The organism is Puniceibacterium sediminis (assembly GCF_900188035.1).
GTDB lineage: Bacteria > Pseudomonadota > Alphaproteobacteria > Rhodobacterales > Rhodobacteraceae > Puniceibacterium > Puniceibacterium sediminis.
Map to the genome: position 1 here is coordinate 427704 of NZ_FZNN01000001.1, position 16671 is coordinate 444374.

General features: G+C 62.2%; 10 protein-coding genes. 1 reads left to right on the forward strand and 9 read right to left on the reverse strand.

Annotation, left to right across the window (positions count from 1 at the left end; all coding sequences use genetic code 11):
* Positions 1-6: 6 nt before the first annotated feature.
* The 9 genes from malQ to CHB75_RS02035 all read right to left on the reverse strand — a co-directional run bounded on the left by malQ (position 7) and on the right by CHB75_RS02035 (position 15055).
* Positions 7-1914 carry a 4-alpha-glucanotransferase gene (malQ, locus tag CHB75_RS01995; protein WP_245840603.1) on the reverse strand — a complete coding sequence of 636 codons (1908 nt, stop codon included), beginning with the start codon at positions 1912-1914 and terminating at the stop codon, positions 7-9.
* Complete coding sequence (gene glgX / locus CHB75_RS02000) at positions 1907-4000, reverse strand: glycogen debranching protein GlgX (RefSeq protein WP_089268830.1); 2094 nt, start codon at positions 3998-4000, stop codon at positions 1907-1909. Before glgX ends, malQ begins: the two co-directional genes overlap by 8 nt.
* Positions 3997-5409, reverse strand: a complete 1413-nt coding sequence (gene glgA / locus CHB75_RS02005) for a glycogen synthase GlgA (RefSeq protein ID WP_089268831.1) — start codon at positions 5407-5409, stop codon at positions 3997-3999. Before glgA ends, glgX begins: the two co-directional genes overlap by 4 nt.
* A complete protein-coding gene (glgC, locus tag CHB75_RS02010) occupies positions 5406-6671 on the reverse strand; it encodes a glucose-1-phosphate adenylyltransferase (protein WP_089268832.1) in 1266 nt (421 codons plus the stop codon). The genes glgA and glgC overlap by 4 nt, the downstream gene beginning before the upstream one ends.
* A gap of 76 nt (positions 6672-6747) precedes the next feature.
* The gene (gene glgB / locus CHB75_RS02015; RefSeq protein ID WP_089268833.1) at positions 6748-8934 is read right to left on the reverse strand and encodes a 1,4-alpha-glucan branching protein GlgB; all 2187 of its coding nucleotides are present in this window, start codon (positions 8932-8934) and stop codon (positions 6748-6750) included.
* Between the two features lie 201 nt (positions 8935-9135).
* A complete protein-coding gene (locus CHB75_RS02020) occupies positions 9136-11535 on the reverse strand; it encodes a glycogen/starch/alpha-glucan phosphorylase (protein WP_425439482.1) in 2400 nt (799 codons plus the stop codon).
* 157 nt (positions 11536-11692) lie between these two features.
* Positions 11693-12670 carry a glucokinase gene (locus CHB75_RS02025; RefSeq protein ID WP_089268834.1) on the reverse strand — a complete coding sequence of 326 codons (978 nt, stop codon included), beginning with the start codon at positions 12668-12670 and terminating at the stop codon, positions 11693-11695.
* Positions 12671-12674: 4 nt separating this feature from the next.
* The gene (locus CHB75_RS02030) at positions 12675-13997 is read right to left on the reverse strand and encodes a GH1 family beta-glucosidase (RefSeq protein WP_089268835.1); all 1323 of its coding nucleotides are present in this window, start codon (positions 13995-13997) and stop codon (positions 12675-12677) included.
* A complete protein-coding gene (locus tag CHB75_RS02035; RefSeq protein ID WP_089268836.1) occupies positions 13994-15055 on the reverse strand; it encodes a LacI family DNA-binding transcriptional regulator in 1062 nt (353 codons plus the stop codon). The genes CHB75_RS02030 and CHB75_RS02035 overlap by 4 nt, the downstream gene beginning before the upstream one ends.
* Positions 15056-15304: 249 nt before the next feature.
* On the opposite strand from CHB75_RS02035, the gene CHB75_RS02040 reads away from it, so the two are divergent.
* Positions 15305-16660, forward strand: coding sequence for an ABC transporter substrate-binding protein (locus CHB75_RS02040; RefSeq protein ID WP_089268837.1), 1356 nt, complete (start codon positions 15305-15307; stop codon positions 16658-16660).
* The last annotated feature ends 11 nt before the right edge of the window (positions 16661-16671 follow it).

A 16671-nucleotide genomic window follows, 5' to 3' on the forward strand; every position in this document is an offset into this window, starting at 1 on the left:
CTCCTTTTAGCGCCCGTGGCGCTTCATCACGGCGGCGGCTTTGGCCAGCCGGGGGTCTTTCAGTAATTCATCGGGGCCAGCAGGCAAACGCTGGCGCCAGTTGGGGTATTCTGTGGTCGTACCGGGCAGATTGGGTTGTTCGGTGATGCGCAGGATATTCTCGATCTGCAGCGCTGCAACCCGCGATGCGCTGCGGCCAAGGTGATCGTGCATGCTATCCACATCGTCGGGCGCGGTGTCGCTCGTCTTGGCGGTGTCACGGTCGAGTGCGGCCACCTCTTGCCCGCGCCAATCAAGGGCTGATTGCGCAGGTTCCGGGTCCATGGTCCCCAGATCGCGGCGCAGGGCGATTTCGTGTCCTTCGCGCCAGCCGTCCCATGTTGGCAGGTCATGGGTGGAAAAGCTGGCGATGGTCGCCTGCGGATAGCTGCGCGGGCTGCGGAAACGCGGGGTTTTGCGCCCGTTCTGTTCAAAGATCGTCAGGCGGCAGCCAAGGATGCCAGAGGCGGCAAGCGCCTTTTGCAACCCGTCGGGGATATTTCCCAGATCCTCGCCCACGACTACGGCACCGGCGCGGGCAGCTTCGATCCGCACGACTGCCAGCATCGCATCCAGCGGCATCTGGACATAGGCACCGGGCGCACCGTCGGGCACCCAGAAGGCGCGGTCAAAGCCCAGGATATGGTCGATGCGCAGCATGCCCGAACTGCGGAACTGGCGGCGCAGGGTTTCGGCAAGGGCGGCAAAGTGCCCGTCGATCAGCGCCTGCGGGTTGAACGGGGCGAGCTGCCAGTTCTGGCCATCCTTGGAAAACGCATCCGGCGGCGCGCCGAGCGAGGCGCCAAAGGCAAAGCTTGTGCGATCCTCCCATGTTTCGGCGCCATGCGGATGGGTGCCGACGGCAAGATCAAGGTAGAGACCCAGCGCCATGCCGCTGTCGCGGGCGGTGCGGGCCGCCTGTCCAAGTTGTTCTTCGGCCATCCATTGCAGCCATGCGTGAAACCGCAGGCGTGGGCCAAGGTCGCGGGCGGCCTGCGCCACGGCGTCGCTGTCGGGATTTTGCAGGTCAGCGGGCCAGAGGTTCCAGTAGGCGCCGTGGCGTTCGGATAGGGCCTGATGGGTGGCAAATGTCTGTAACGGCGCACCTTCGCGGATCAGGTATGCCTCGAATGCGGCGGGGTCGGCGGTCTGGGTGTAGGCGTGATAGGCCCCTTCGAGCGCGGATAGGCGGGCGGGAATGTCGTTGGGATAATTGATCAGGGGATGGCCCTGCAGCGGTACCTCGTCGGGGACGTGCAGGTGCAGGGTGGACAGGCGGCGGCGGTGTGACGGCGTGTAGGGGCTAAAGCCGCTGGGATCAGCGGAAAAACCGGCGTGGACCGGGTTGATGCCCAGAAAGGCCGCACCAAGATCGCCCAGCCCCTGCGCCATATGGCCAAGGTCGTGGTAGTCGCCGATGCCACCCCGTGCGGCGCTGCGCAGACCCGCCAGCGGCACGATCAACCCCCAAAGCCGCGGCGGCAGGGGCAGGCGGGCGGGGGCGACCAGCAGGGTGGTCTGCACCGCGCCCATGTGCAGGACATGACGGCCCATCGGCAGGGAGGGCAGGCGTGGACCGCGTCCCTGCTGGCTGTGCCCGTCTTCGCGCGTGATGTGCCATTCGGCGTCTTCGGGGATGGGCAGGGTCGTGGGGCGGTCCGGACGGCAGACGTGCCAGCGGGGCAACGCCTGCGCCTGAGACGCCAGATGCCGCGCCAGTTCCTGCGCCTCGGCATCGTTGGCGACAGGGTGCCCCATGGCGGTCAGCAGCGCCTGCGCCGTGTCCCGAGAGGTGTCGCGCCTGGTTCCGGTCTGGTCGACGTAGCTGGGAACCACACCAAGGCTGACCGCCAGATCTGTCAGGGCTTCAGTCACGGCGTGCCTCGAGCACCATGGCCAGCACGGATTCCGCAGCCATGGGATGCGTCGCCCCCGAGGCGGATTCCACGACGTGATCGGGGTTGGCCGTGTCCAGATGCACCACCCAGTGTTTGCCTTCGGGCGCTTCGGGCAGGGTCACGTCCAGCGCTTCGCCCGCGTTGAAGGCCAGCAGGATCGCCTCTTCCCGCACGGCATATTTCGGGGTGCCGGACGCGGTGCGCATTTCGGCGCAAAGGAAACGCAGCTCGGGCGTGTTCCAGTCGTCGTCCTGCATGTGTTCACCATCGGCGCGCCACCAGAACAGATCCTCGATCCCGTCAACGATGCGTTCGCGGGCATGCAGGAACCGTTTCTGCCGCAGGATCGGATGCGCCTTGCGGAAGGCGATCAGCCGGGTGGTAAAGGCCATCAGGTCATGGTCGGCATTTTCCCAGTCGACCCAGCCGATTTCATTGTCCTGGCAGTAGGCGTTGTTGTTGCCCTCTTGCGAATTGCCGAACTCGTCCCCGGCAAGGATCATCGGTGTGCCCTGCGACAGCAGCAGCGTGGCGAGCATGTTGCGGCGTCGGCGGATACGGGCGGCGTTGATGTCGGGGTCGTCGGTGGGGCCCTCGACGCCAAAGTTGTCGGAGTGGTTCGATCCGTGACCGTCGCGGTTATCCTCGCCGTTGGCTTCGTTGTGGCGTTCTTCGTAGGCGGTCACATCGGCCAGCGTGTAGCCGTCGTGCGCCGTGATCAGGTTGACCGAGGCCGTGGCGGGGCGGCCGGAGTGGTCGAACTGCGGGGCAGAGCCGGTCAGCCGGTCGGCCAGTTCGGCAACCTGGCCTTCGTCGCCGCGCCAGAACTTGCGCACACAATCGCGGTACTTGTCGTTCCATTCCGAAAACGGCGGCGGGAAGGCACCGACCTGATAGCCGCCCGGGCCGATATCCCAGGGTTCAGCGATGAGTTTGACGCCTGCCAGGGTCGGGTCCTGACGCAGCGCCTGAAAGAAGGCGGCGTTGCGGTCAAACCCGGTGGCTGTGCGCCCGAGGGTCGAACAAAGGTCAAAGCGGAAGCCGTCGACATGCATGACTTCGACCCAGTAGCGCAGGGAATCCATCACCATGCGCAGGACCATCGGGTGATCCATGTTCACCGTATTGCCGGTGCCGGTGTCGTTGATGTAGCAGCGTTTATCTTCGGCCAGACGATAATAGCTGGCGTTGTCGAGCCCGCGAAAGGCCAGCGTCGGACCCTGTTCGCTGCCTTCGCAGGTGTGGTTGTAGACCACGTCCAGAATGACCTCGATCCCGGCACTGTGCAGGCGCGCGACCATGTGCTGAAATTCCCAGAGTGCATTCTTGGTCAGGTAGCGCGGATCGGGCGCAAAGAAGCCAAGCGTCTGGTAGCCCCAGTAGTTCGACAGCCCCTTTTCGACCAGAAAACGATCATTGAGAAAGGCCTGAACCGGCAGCAGTTCGATCGCGGTGATGCCAAGTTTGACCAGATGGTCCAGCATGACGTCCGAGGCCAGCGCAAGGAAACCGCCCTTGTTGAGCGCATCGGGGTGCAGCTGGGTGATGCCGCGCACATGTGCCTCGTAGATGACAGAGTGCGAGATGGGAGTGTTGGGCGGCGTGTCGTTGCCCCAGGAAAAACTGGGATCCTCGACCACGCAGCGCGGCATGTATTTTGCGCTGTCGCGGGTGTCAAAGCTGAGGTCTGCGTCATCGTGGCCGACGGTATAACCCATCAGCGCATCATGCCAGATCGGGTGGCCGGTCAGCCGTTTGGCGTAGGGGTCGATCAGCAGCTTGTTGTAGTTGAAACGGTGGCCTTCGTCGGGCTGATACGGCCCGTCGGCGCGCAGACCGTAAAGCTGCCCCGGTTTCACGCCCGAGACATAGCCGTGCCAGACATCGCCGTCGCGTTCGGGCAGGTCGATGCGGTGTGTCTCGGTCTTGCCGTTGCCCGAGAACAGGCACAGCGTCATGCGGGTGGCATGTTCGGAAAAGACGGCGAAATTGACGCCTTCGCCATCGAAGGTCGCCCCCAGAGGGGCAAAGTGGCCGGGGGCCAGTGCGGGTGATTGGATCATGGGACCTTCTTGAGAGTCTGATAAAGCGCGGCATAGGTACGGGCTGACTGGTCCCAGCCGACGGGATGCGCCATCGCGTTCTCCATCATCTTCTGCCAGTCTTTGCGGTTCTGCCAGAGCGCGCACATCCGCATGAGCGCAACGCGCAGGCAGTTAGCTGTCACGGGGGCGAATTGAAATCCGGTGGCGACGCCGGCAGCCATTCCCGCAGGACTGGCGGGGATCACAGTGTCGGCCAGACCGCCGGTCAGGGCGACCAACGGCAGGGTGCCAAAGCGCAGCCCGTAGAGCTGGGTCAGCCCGCAGGGTTCGAAGCGCGATGGCACAAGGATGACATCGCCACCAGCGATCAGATCGTGGGCCAGCGCCTCGTCATAGCCGATGCGCACGACCACGCCGGAATAGCGCGTGGCGGCGTCACGAAAGCCGGATTCCAGCCGTGCATCACCCGATCCGAGCAGTGCCAGTTGCGCACCGGCATCCAGCAGGGTGGGCAGGACGTTCAGCAGCAGGTCGAGCCCCTTTTGTTCGGTCAGGCGGGAAATCACGACGCAGAGCGGGCCGTCGCTGGGCGGCAGGCCGATCTCTTTTCGCAGCGCTTTGGTGCGGGCGGCCTTGCCCTTGGGGGACTTGTAGGGCGGGGACCAGGCGCCAAGGTCGATGCCATTCAGGATGCCGGTCAGATCGGCCTGACGTTCGCGCAGCACCCCATCAAGGCCCATGCCGAATTCCGGCGTCATCAGTTCGGTGGCATAGGTCGGGCTGACCGTGCTTATCTTGTCAGCGGTGACAAGCCCGGCCTTCAGCGCGCTGATCTGGCCATAATATTCAAACCCGCCGGGATTGTAGGACGTGGCGGGCAGGCGCAACGCGTCAAGCCGGTTGGCGGGGGCAAGGCCCTGAAAGGCGATGTTGTGGATGGTCAGCAGCGTGCCGACGCGATCCGCCGCACCCATTTCGCGCAGGTAGACCGGGGCAAGCCCGGCCTGCCAGTCGTGCAGGTGCAGCACCTCGGGCGACCAGCCTTCGATGCCGTTGGTGCCGATATGGGCGGCGGCCCAGGATAGTGCGGCAAAGCGTTCGGGATTGTCGGGCCAGTCCTTGCCATCCGGGGCAAGGTAGATCGAGCCGGGGCGATCATAGAGGTGTGGCGCGTCCAGAACGTACAGAACCTGATCCCCCAGCGCACCGCGTCGCAGAGTTGCGGGGCCGCCAAAGAGATCGCCCAGATCGGTGACCACCTTGGCGCCTTTGACCCCGGCCATGACGGCCGGATACCCGGGCAGAAGAGTGCGCATGTCGACACCACATTCCGCCAGCGCAGAGGGCAGTGCGCCCACCACGTCTGCAAGGCCGCCTGTCTTGACCAGCGGGACACATTCGGACGCGACGGACAGGACTCTGGTCATAGGGCGGCGGCCCTTTTGTTCAGCATGTTCTGGGTGATAAGGGTGACGCCTCCTTCGGAAACGCGGAACCATTTTTTATCCTCGTCCGGGTCTTCTCCGACGATCAGACCCTCGGGGATATGCACACCGCGATCGATCACCACCTTTGTCAGCCGGGCCGATCTGGCGACGTTCACATAAGGCAGCACCACCGCCTGATCGAGCGAGGCATAGGAGTTGGTGTGGACCTGGGTGAACAGCAGCGAATTGCGGATTTCTGTCCCCGAGATGATGCAGCCGCCCGACACCAGCGAACTGATCGCGACGCCGCGCCGGTTTGCCTCGTTATGGATGAACTTGGCGGGGGGGACGGATTCCGAATAGGTCCAGATCGGCCATTCGGTATCCCACATGTCCAGTTCCGGGGTGAAATCGGTGAGGTCGAGGTTCGCCTTCCAGAAGGCATCGACGGTGCCCACATCGCGCCAGTAGGCCGGGGCCTGCGGGGTTGCACGTACGCAGCTGTCGGTAAACCGGTGCGCCTGCGCCTTGCCGTTTTTCACGATCTCGGGGATCAGATCGTTGCCGAAATCATGGCTGGAATTCGGATCTTCGGAATCCCGCACCAGCAGATCGCGCAGGAATTTCCAGTTGAAGACATAGATCCCCATCGATGCCAGCGTGACACTGGGATCGTCCGGGGTGCCCGGCGGATCGGCGGGTTTTTCCAGGAACGAGGTGATGACGTCATCCTTGTCCACATCCAGCACACCAAAGGCCGATGCCTCGGCGCGCGGTACGGTCAGGCAACCGATGGTCACGTCAGCGCCGGAATCGACGTGGTGCTGGATCATCAATTCGTAATCCATCTTGTAGATGTGATCGCCCGCGAGGATCAGCACATAGTCCACGTCATAGCTGTCGACGATATCGATGTTCTGGGTCACCGCATCAGCGGTGCCACGGTACCACGCCTCATCCCCGCCGCGCTGCGATGCGGGAAGGATGTCGAGGAATTCGTTCCGTTCCGCCCGGAAGAAGTTCCAGCCGCGCTGACAATGGCGGATCAGCGAATGCGCCTTGTACTGGGTTGCGACGGAAATCCTGCGGATGCCGGAATTCACCGCGTTGGACAGGGCAAAGTCGATGATCCGGGTCTTGCCGCCGAAATAGACGGCCGGTTTCACCCGACGGTCGGTCAATTCCCGAAGCCGCGATCCCCGCCCCCCAGCGAGTACGAATGCCATGGATTTGCTGGCGAGCCTGTTGCTTGAAAGTGTCATTGGTGGTCTCCTCCCCTTTGTGTGGCGGCCCCGTGGGGCCACCCGTCTCTCACACCAGACCGAATTTCATTCGTTCTCAGTCCTTTATCAGAAAAATCGTGGACAGCGGCGGCAGCATCACCTTTGCGCTGGCGGATTGGCCGTGGCTGGGGTCGTTCGTTGCGGTCACGCTGCCCATGTTGCCCCGGTCGCCACCGCCGTACTTTGCTGCGTCAGAATTCAACGCCTCGCGCCAGATGCCGGTAGACGGCAGGCCGATGCGGTAGGCCCCATGTTCCCGGGGCGTCATGTTGCAGATGACAACCACCTCGGGGTTGCCCGGGTTGCCGCGCCGGATCCAGGCGTAGACCGAATTTTCGGCATCGTCCGCCTCGATCCACTGAAATCCGTCGGGATCGCAATCCTTGATGTGCAGGGCAGGGGTGGCCGTGTAGATGTTGTTCAGATCGCGGACCAGCGACTGGATGCCCTTGTGGTTGGGCTTTTCCGCGCCTTTCCAATCAAGTTCGCTGTCGTGGTTCCATTCCCGCGCCTGAGCAAATTCCTGGCCCATGAACAGCAGCTTCTTGCCGGGGTGTCCCCACATGAAGCTGTAATAGGCCCGCAGGTTGGCGAATTTTTCCCATTCATTGCCCGGCATCCGGTCCAGCATGGACCCTTTGCCGTGCACCACCTCGTCATGGCTGATCGGCAGGATGAAATTCTCGCTAAAGGCATATTGCAGGCCAAAGGTCATCTGGTGGTGGTGGTGTTTGCGATACAGCGGATCCTTTTTCATGTAATCCAGCGTGTCGTTCATCCAGCCCATGTTCCACTTGTAGCCGAACCCCAGACCACCTTCGTGCACCGGGCGCGACACCTTGGGGAAGGAGGTGGATTCCTCGGCCACGGTCATGATCCCGGGCACCTCGCCGTAGGTGAAGGTGTTCATGTTCTGAAGCATGGCGATGGCTTCGTAATTCTCGCGTCCGCCGTCTTTGTTGGGGACCCATTCGCCATGCTTGCGGGAATAGTCGCGGTAGAGCATCGAGGCGACAGCATCCACGCGCAGACCGTCGACGTGGTATTCATCCAGCCAATACAGCGCGTTGGACGTCAGGTAGTTCGCCACCTCGCGTCGCCCGTAGTTGTAGATCAGCGTGTTCCAGTCCTGATGGAACCCTTCGCGCGGGTCGCCATGTTCATAAAGCGCCGTGCCGTCGAACTGGCCAAGCCCGTGCGCATCCGTGGGAAAGTGCCCCGGGACCCAGTCGAGCAGGACACCGATATCGGCCTTGTGAGCGGCATTGATCAGATCGCGGAATTCATGCGGCGGCCCGTGACGGATGGTGGGGGCGAACATGCCCACCGGCTGATATCCCCACGACCCGTCAAAGGGGTATTCGCTGATCGGCATCAGTTCGATATGGGTGAATCGCATATCCTTGACGTATGCGACCAGTTCATCTGCCGCCTCGACGTAGGATATCTGGCGACCGTGTTCCTTGCGCCGCCAGGATCCCAGGTGCACCTCGTAGACCGAAATCGCGGCAGTGCGGGCATTGTTCTGCGCACGCTTGTCCATCCAGCCGTTGTCTGACCAGCCATATCCGCTGATATCGCGCACGACGCTGGCATTTTCCGGCGGGTGTTGTGACCCGAAACCGACGGGGTCAGCCTTGAGAGGCAGGACCGCGCCATGGGCGCCGACGATTTCGTATTTATAGACAGTGCCATCGGCGACGCCGGGAATGAAAATCTCCCACACCCCGGTTGCGCCGCGCCGACGCATCACATGGCGACGTCCGTCCCACAAATTGAAGTCGCCCACGACCGAGACACGCCGCGCATTCGGGGCCCAGACGGCAAAGGAAGTGCCATCAACGCCCTCGTGTTTGCGCACATGGGCACCAAGCACCTGCCAGAGCTTGCGATGGGTGCCTTCCCCCAGAAGGTATTCGTCTATTTCGCCCAACACGGGTCCGAACCTGTAGGCATCTTCAACATCCCATGTCTCTCCGGCTTCGTTCTGGCCGCGCAGGACATACGGTTTCGACCCCGGAACGGTTCCGCGGAAAATGCCGGGCAGACCGGATTGTGGTGCAAGAGGCAGGGCCGTGCCATCGACCACCGCCCACATTGCCGTTGCGCCGGGATCATAGGCGGTGACGCTGCGGTGGGCGCCGTGCCCATGCGGTCCGAGAATGGCGAAAGGATCATCGCAACGCGCGTCGATCACGCGTCGCAACAGGGCGAAAGTCTTTGGGTCGGTTTGCTCTGTCATACGCTAACCCTATGCGCGTTTTCATCTTCTGCAAGGGCTTTGGGCATTTTGCGCCTGCCTTGGGCAATTATTCGATGAAAGGACTTTTGGCTGAGGCATGTGCTGCGAAGGCGCCGGGAAACAAGGCACGAAATGCGACCGTCCCGCGTCCACCCAAGGGCGGGCGCGGGGCGGCTTGCGTTGGCCGAAGGCGCTGACGGCTTAGCTGTCGCGCAGGCTCTTGGCGTCCCAGATCTGGGCCATGTAGTCGGTGATCGTGCGGTCGGAGGAAAACCAGCCCGACCGCGCCGTGTTCAGCGCCGCCATGGTCATCCAGTGCTGCTGGTCCTTGAAGGCGGTGTCGACCTCACGCTGGGCGCGGTAATAGTCGGTGAAGTCCGATGACACGAGGAAGTAGTCCGGCCCCGACAGGTTTTCCGTGATGTTGTGATAGCGCGCGGGTTCGTCCGGCGAGAAGACGCCATCGTGGATCGCCTTGAGCGCTGCGGCAAGGCGCGGATCGGCGGCGATGGCCTGGGCTGCATGATCCTTGATCGCGCGGCGGGCCTCGACCTTGTCGGCGGTCATGCCGAACAGAAAGAAGTTTTCCGCCCCCACATGTTCGCGGATTTCCACGTTTGCGCCGTCCAGTGTGCCGACGGTCAGCGCGCCGTTCAGGGCGAATTTCATGTTCCCGGTGCCGGATGCCTCTTTCCCGGCGGTCGATATCTGTTCAGAGAGGTCGGCGGCCGGGATCAGCCGTTCGGCCAGCGTCACGTTGTAGTTCGGCAGGAAGGCGACCTGCAGCATGTCGCGGGTTTCGACGTCGGCGTTCAGCACCTTGGCGACGTCGTTGATCAGGCGGATGATATCCTTGGCAAAGAAATACCCCGGTGCGGCCTTGCCGGCAAAGATCTTGAGCCGGGGCGTCCAGTCAGCCGATGGATTGGCCTTGATTTCCTGCCAGAGGGCAATCGCCTCAAGGATATTGAGGTGCTGGCGCTTGTATTCGTGCAGGCGCTTGATCTGAACGTCGAACATCATGTCGGGGTCGACATTAATGTCGGCGGTCGAAGACATCCAGTTGGCCAGATCAACCTTGTTGGCGCGCTTGGCCGCAGCATATTTTTCAAGCCAGGCGGGATCGGAAACATGCGGCTCCAATCCCTTGAGTTCTTCTAGGTGATCGGCCCAGGTTTCGCCGATCGTGTCGGTGATCAGGCCCGACAGGCGCGGGTTGCACGACAGCAGCCAGCGGCGCGGGGTCACGCCGTTTGTCTGGTTGATGATCCGGTCGGGATGCAAACGATGGAACTCCGAAAACACCGTGGTCTTCATCAGGTCCGTGTGCAGCGCCGAGACGCCGTTGACCTTGTGCGCCATGATGAACGACAGCTCGCCCATCTTGACGTGATTGTCCGAGCGCGCAGAGACGGTGCGCGACGGGTGCGCCTTGGCATGGGCATCGTCGATCCGGTCGACAATCTGGAGATGGCGCGGCAGTAGTTTTCCGAACAGCCCCTCGTGCCAGCTTTCCAGCGCCTCGGGCAGCAGGGTGTGGTTGGTATAGCTGAGGCAGGCCTGCGCCATATTCATGGCCTCGTCAAACGGCAGACCGCGTTCGTCGTGCAGGATGCGCACCAGTTCCGGCCCGGCGATGGCGGGGTGGGTATCGTTCATCTGAATCGCGACCTTTGATGGCAGCTTGCCCAGATCGTCATGTTCGGAATCAAACCGGCGCATGATGTCCTGAAGTGCGGCGCCGGTCAGGAAATATTCCTGCTTGAGCCGCAACTCCTTGCCCTGATCGGTGGTGTCGTCGGGATAGAGCACGCGGGAAATCGTGCGGGCCAGCGCCTCGGGTTCAGCCGCGCCGGCGAAATCACCCCGGTTGAAGCTGTCGAGGTCAAAGGGAGTATCCGATGCCCTGGCCGACCAGAGCCGCAGCGTGTTGGCCCAGCGGCCCTGCCAGCCGATGACGGGGGTGTCGTAGGCTTCGGCATCGACGCTGTCGGCGGGGGTCCAGACCACCTTGCCACCCTTGGTGGAGACCTCGCCGCCGAAACCGATGCGGTAGCGCGATTCAGGGCGTTCAAATTCCCAGGCGTGGCGTTTCAGCAGCCAGGTTTCGGGCGCTTCCATCTGGCGGCCATCGACAAAGGACTGGCGGAACAGGCCATGTTCATAGCGGATGCCATAGCCATAGGCCGGGCAGCCAAGGGTCGACAGGGATTCAAGGAAACAGGCAGCCAGACGGCCAAGCCCGCCGTTGCCAAGCGCGGCATCGGGTTCATCTTCGAGAACGGTGTCGAAATCCTGGCCCAGCGCGGCAAGCGCGTCACGCGCCTGATCGACAAGCCGCAGGTTCACGATGCCGTCTTCGAGAAGGCGACCGATCAGGAATTCCATCGACAGGTAATAGACCCGCTTTGCACCGGCCTCATACGTCTTGCGCGTGGCAGCAAACCAACTGTCGACGATCTGGTCCCGCACGGCAAAGGACAGGGCCATGCGCCAATCCTCGACGCTGGCGTGACTGGCGTCCTTGCCCAGTTCATATTTCAGGTGGCGCAGGATTGCGGCGCGAAATTCGTCGGTCGTCATGGTGTTGCGGCTGACCATATTCATGTCTGTACGTCCCGTTCTGCTGTCCCAGGAAAGGGCACTATCGCCATCAATAACGCTGCTCGGTTAATGGCAACTGCGTGCTTCGATATGACCTCGGAGAATTGCTCAATTTTTTGGCGGTGATGTAAGATTAAGCGGAATATCGCGTCGTTCAGTTCTCCTGTGCCATGATTTCGGCCAGGTGGCAGGCTGATCCAGTCAGGGCGGCATAGTCGTCCGTCACCAGATGAACGGGGAACTGCTTCATGAAATCGGCGAAACGCCCCTTGTCGCAGAACGCCTCGGCAAAGCCTTTGGCGAGCAGGTGCGGGCCAAAGTGGCGCGCGACACCGCCGATCAGGTAGACCCCGCCAAAAGGCAGATTGATCAGGGCGAGGTTGCCCGCCACACGTCCCAGCATGTGGGTGAAAACCTCGATCGCGCGTTCGGCACGGGGGGCGTTTCCGGCCTCGGCTGCCTGCATGATCGCGTTGGCATCCAGCGGTTCGGCACCGCCGTCCTCTTCGCAGAGCCAGGCATAGACGCGTTCGAAACCGCGCCCCGACAGCACATCTTCGACCCCCGGGGTGCCGTGGCGGCGGGCGATAAAGGCCATCAGCCGCAATTCTTCTTCGGTCTGCAGGGGTAGGGTAATGTGGCCGGATTCCGACGGCGGGACAAGCGTCAGACCGCCAAGGCGAAACACCGGCGCTGCATTCATGCCGGTCCCGACGCCGACCACCAGTTTGGCGGCCTGCGCACCGGCGGGCTGACCCGGCATCAGGCAGGTGAGGTTTTCGGATGTCAGATGGTCCAGCGCGTGACCCTGCGCCTGCAGGTCGTTCAGAACCGCCACGGTGCGGGCGCCGGTCGCCCGGGCGATCACGTCGCGATCAACGGTCCAGTCGAGGTTGGTCAACCGTCCCACGCCGTCCAGCACTGGTCCGGCCATGGCGACGCAGGCCGCATCAGGGATCACATCCAGCGCCCCGAGGTAGTCTGCGAGCACCTCGTTCAGGCCAGAGTGATCGGCATTGTGATAGCGGCGGATCGTGTCCGTCTGCACGTGCGTACCACGTGTCATGGCCACCCGGGTGTTGGTGCCGCCGATATCGGCGACGACTGCGGTGATGTCTTTGCTGTTGGCCATGGAACTACTCTTTCAGTGCCTTTGCGAGCGCGTGGTACGAGTCTTTCGGCGTGCGGACAAGGCTGTCAAAGTCCACATGCACCAGCCCGAACCGCTTTTCATACCCCAGCGCCCATTCGTAATTGTCGAGAAGGGACCAGATGTAATAGCCGTCAACCGGCACGCCTTCGTCTATGGCGCGTTTGATCGCGGCCATGTGCTGATCGATGAAATCGACGCGGTTCGGATCGCTGACGGCGCCGTTTTCCAGCACATCCGGCGCGGCAAGGCCGTTTTCCGTCACGATCAGGGGCATGTCGCCGGTGTATTCTGCGGCCGTGCGCTTCAGGAAACGGTAGAGGCCCTCGGGGTAGATCTCCCAGTCCATGAAGGTTTTGGGCAGGGGGCCGGTCACCTCATCAAGGCTGGGCCAGGGGCCATCGTTGGGGGCAATCACCTTGCGGGTGTAATAGTTGATGCCGCACCAGTCGACCTTTTCACCGATCACCGGGAAATCATCCTGCCAGCCTTTGGGCAGGTGCTGTTCCATGCCTGCCAGAACCGTGTCGGGATAGCTGCCCTTGAACACGCCATCCATGTAGAAGCGGTTGTAATAACCGTCATAGGTGGCGGCGGCACGGGCGGCTTCGGGGGTGTCATCCACCGGCTGGGCCCATTCCATGTTGAACACCGCGCCAAGGTTGTTCAGACCCATCGCGCGCATCGTCTGGATCGCTGTGCCATGCGCCAACAGGACATGGTGCATCGCGCGCGCCGTGGCGCGGATGTCGCGCAGGCCGGGGGCGTGGTACCCCAGAAAATGACTGATCCAGGCGACGCACCATGGTTCGTTGATCGGGGCGACGGAATGCATCCGGTCGCCGATGCGGCCCATGATCACCTCGGTAAAATCGGCGAACCATTTGGCGATGTCGCGGTTGGTCCAGCCGCCCAGATCGGCCAGCGGCGAGGGCAGTTCCCAGTGATACAGCGTGGCGCAGGGTTTGATCCCGCGTTCCAGCATCGCGTCAGTCAGCCGGTCGTAGAAATCAAGGCCCTCGGGGTTCGGGGTGCCGCGTCCCTCGGGCATGACGCGTGCCCAGGAGGTGGAAAAGCGGTAGCAGTCAAAGCCCGCCGCCTGAACCAGATCAAGATCGGCCTCGTACCGATGGTAATGATCGCAGGCGCGCAGGCCATTCTCGGCGCGCACCACATTGCCGGGCGTTGCGGCGAATGTATCCCAGTGCGTCGGACCCGCGCCGCCAAAGCCGTGACCTTCGATCTGGTAGCTTGATGTCGCGGTGCCGAACTGGAAGCCCTGCGGAAAGTCGCTGCGTTTGTGTTTCATGTCTGTCCCTGTCGCACTGTCTTTGGTTCGCCCGCTGCCGGGGCCGGGCCGGTGGAATTTCCCAGGATCAATTCTGCCTCAAGCAGGGAGTGTAGGGGGCCGCAGTCGGGATCGGCAATCATCCGCAGCAACATGTCCGCCGCACAACGCCCCGCCGCCCTGACCGAGGAACGCGTCGCTGTAAAAAGCGGCACGTTCTGGCCGTTCATGAGATAGGCCAGCTCGTCGTCATGGGTGATGACCGAAACATCGCGGCCCATCTCCAGGCCTGCTTCCTGTATTGCGCGGCGCACGCCAATGGCCGTCACCATCGACGAGGTCAGAAAGGCGGTCGGCGGATCTGGCTGGGCCAGCATTTCCTGCGCCGACTGATGCCCCAGCAGTTCTGTCATCTCACCCTGGCGCATCAGCGCTGGGTCGGGATCTATGCCGCGCACGGCGAGCGCCGCGAGATACCCCTCGCGGCGGCGAAAGGCGAAATCCATGAACTCCAGCCCGTTGACCAGTGCGATACGGCTGTGGCCGAGTTCGGTCAGGAACGCCGTGGCCCGTTCAAAGGCGCTGCGGTTGTTCATGTCCACCCAGGAATAGTCGGCCGTTATGTTTGATGCGCGACCATGGACGACGAAGGGCAGACCCAGATCCGACAGAAGGGCAATGCGGCTGTCCTGCATCCGCGGGCTGTGCACGATGATGCCGTCGACGTTGCCCTTGTCGCGGATGTTGCGGTAAAGCCGTTCCTCTTTGCCATCCTCGACCAGTGTCAGGACAAGGTCATAACCGGCCTCGACATAGGCCTCGGATGCGCCGGTAATGAAGTCGCCGAAAACCGGGTTCACCATCTCGCGTTTGGACGAGGTGGGGATGACGTGGCCGATGGACATGGACCGGCCCGTCGCCAGCCCCTTGGCCCGGGCGTTGGGGGTATAGTTGAATTCGCGCGCCGCCGCCTCGACCCGCTGGCGGGTTGCCTTGTTCACCTCGGGATAGCCGTTCAGCGCACGGCTGACCGTCGTCTGCGAGAGGTTCAGGTGGCTGGCAAGTTCCTTGAGATTCATCGGGCAGCAGATTTCCAAAGCGCTTTAAATTTTTCTCACGTTACACGCAAATCCGACCGTGGTGAAAGGTGTTTCTGCACTACCGCATAAGCTGCAGTGCAGCATTTTTATTCCTGAAATTAATAAAACCTTCCATTGACAGGTGACCGCATCTGGGCGAGCCTGCGAGCATTCAAAGCGCTTTGAGGCGAGTCTGTTGCGGCAGGTCGTCGGCGGGGCGTCCGTTGCAAGAATCTGGGAGGATTTTCAATGAAATATGCAGTCTATGCGAGTGTTGCCGTGCTTGCCGTGACGGCCCAGGGCGCCTTTGCCGAGGCGCATCTGTCATTCACGCCGGGCGAGGGTGATTTCAACTGGGACAGCTACAACGCCTTTGCCGAACTGTATGATCTGAGCGGGCAGACAGTGACCATCACCGGCCCCTGGACGGGCAATGAAAAGGAAAAGGTCGACAAGGTCTTTGACTATTTCGAAGCCGCCACCGGCGCCGAGGTCAACTATTCCGGTTCGGACAGCTTTGAGCAGGATATCGTCATTTCGACCCGTGCCGGATCAGCTCCGAACCTTGCCGTGTTTCCGCAGCCGGGTCTGGCCGCCGATATGGCAAGTCAGGGCCTGCTGACGCCGCTGGCCGACGGGACAGCCGAATGGGTGGCGGCAAACTATGCCGCCGGCCAATCCTGGGTCGATCTCGGTACATATGCGGGCCAGGATGGGACCGAGAGCCTGTATGGCCTGTTCTACCGCGTCGATCTGAAATCATTGGTCTGGTTTTCCCCCATCGCCTTTGACGAGGCGGGCTATGACATTCCCGAGACCATGGAAGAGCTCAAGGAGCTGACGCAGCAGATCGTCGACGACGGCGGCACGCCCTGGTGTATCGGTCTGGGATCAGGTGCTGCCACAGGCTGGCCCGCAACCGACTGGGTCGAAGACATGATGCTGCGCACGGCTGAACCGTCAGTCTATGACCAGTGGGTCAAGAACGAGATCCCGTTCAACGATCCAGCAGTTGTCGGCGCGATCGAGGAATTCGGCTGGTTCGCCAAGAACGACGATTTCGTGCAGGGCGGGGCCCAGTCCGTAGCGACAACCGATTTCCGCGACAGCCCGGCAGGTCTCTTCACGATCCCGCAGGAATGCTACATGCACCGTCAGGCGTCCTTTATCCCGGCTTTCTTCCCGGAAGGCACCGAAATGGGCGTGGATGCGGATTTCTTCTACTTCCCGGCCTATGCGGAAAAGGATCTGGGTACACCGGTTCTGGGCGCGGGCACATTGTTTGCGATCACCACGCCATCCGATGCCACCTCGGCGATGATCGAATTCCTCAAGACCCCGATTTCGCACGAATTGTGGATGGCGCAGGGTGGTTTCCTGACGGCGCATGCGGGCGTCAATCCGGCCACCTATTCTGACGACACCCAGCGCGCGCAGGGCGAGATTCTGGCCAACGCCACGACCTTCCGCTTTGACGCATCCGACCTGATGCCGTCCGAGATCGGCGCGGGTGCCTTCTGGTCCGGTATGATCGACTATGTGACCGGAACCCCGGCCGAAGATGTCGCCACGACCATTCAGACACGCTGGGATTCCATCCGCTAAGCGTATCTTGC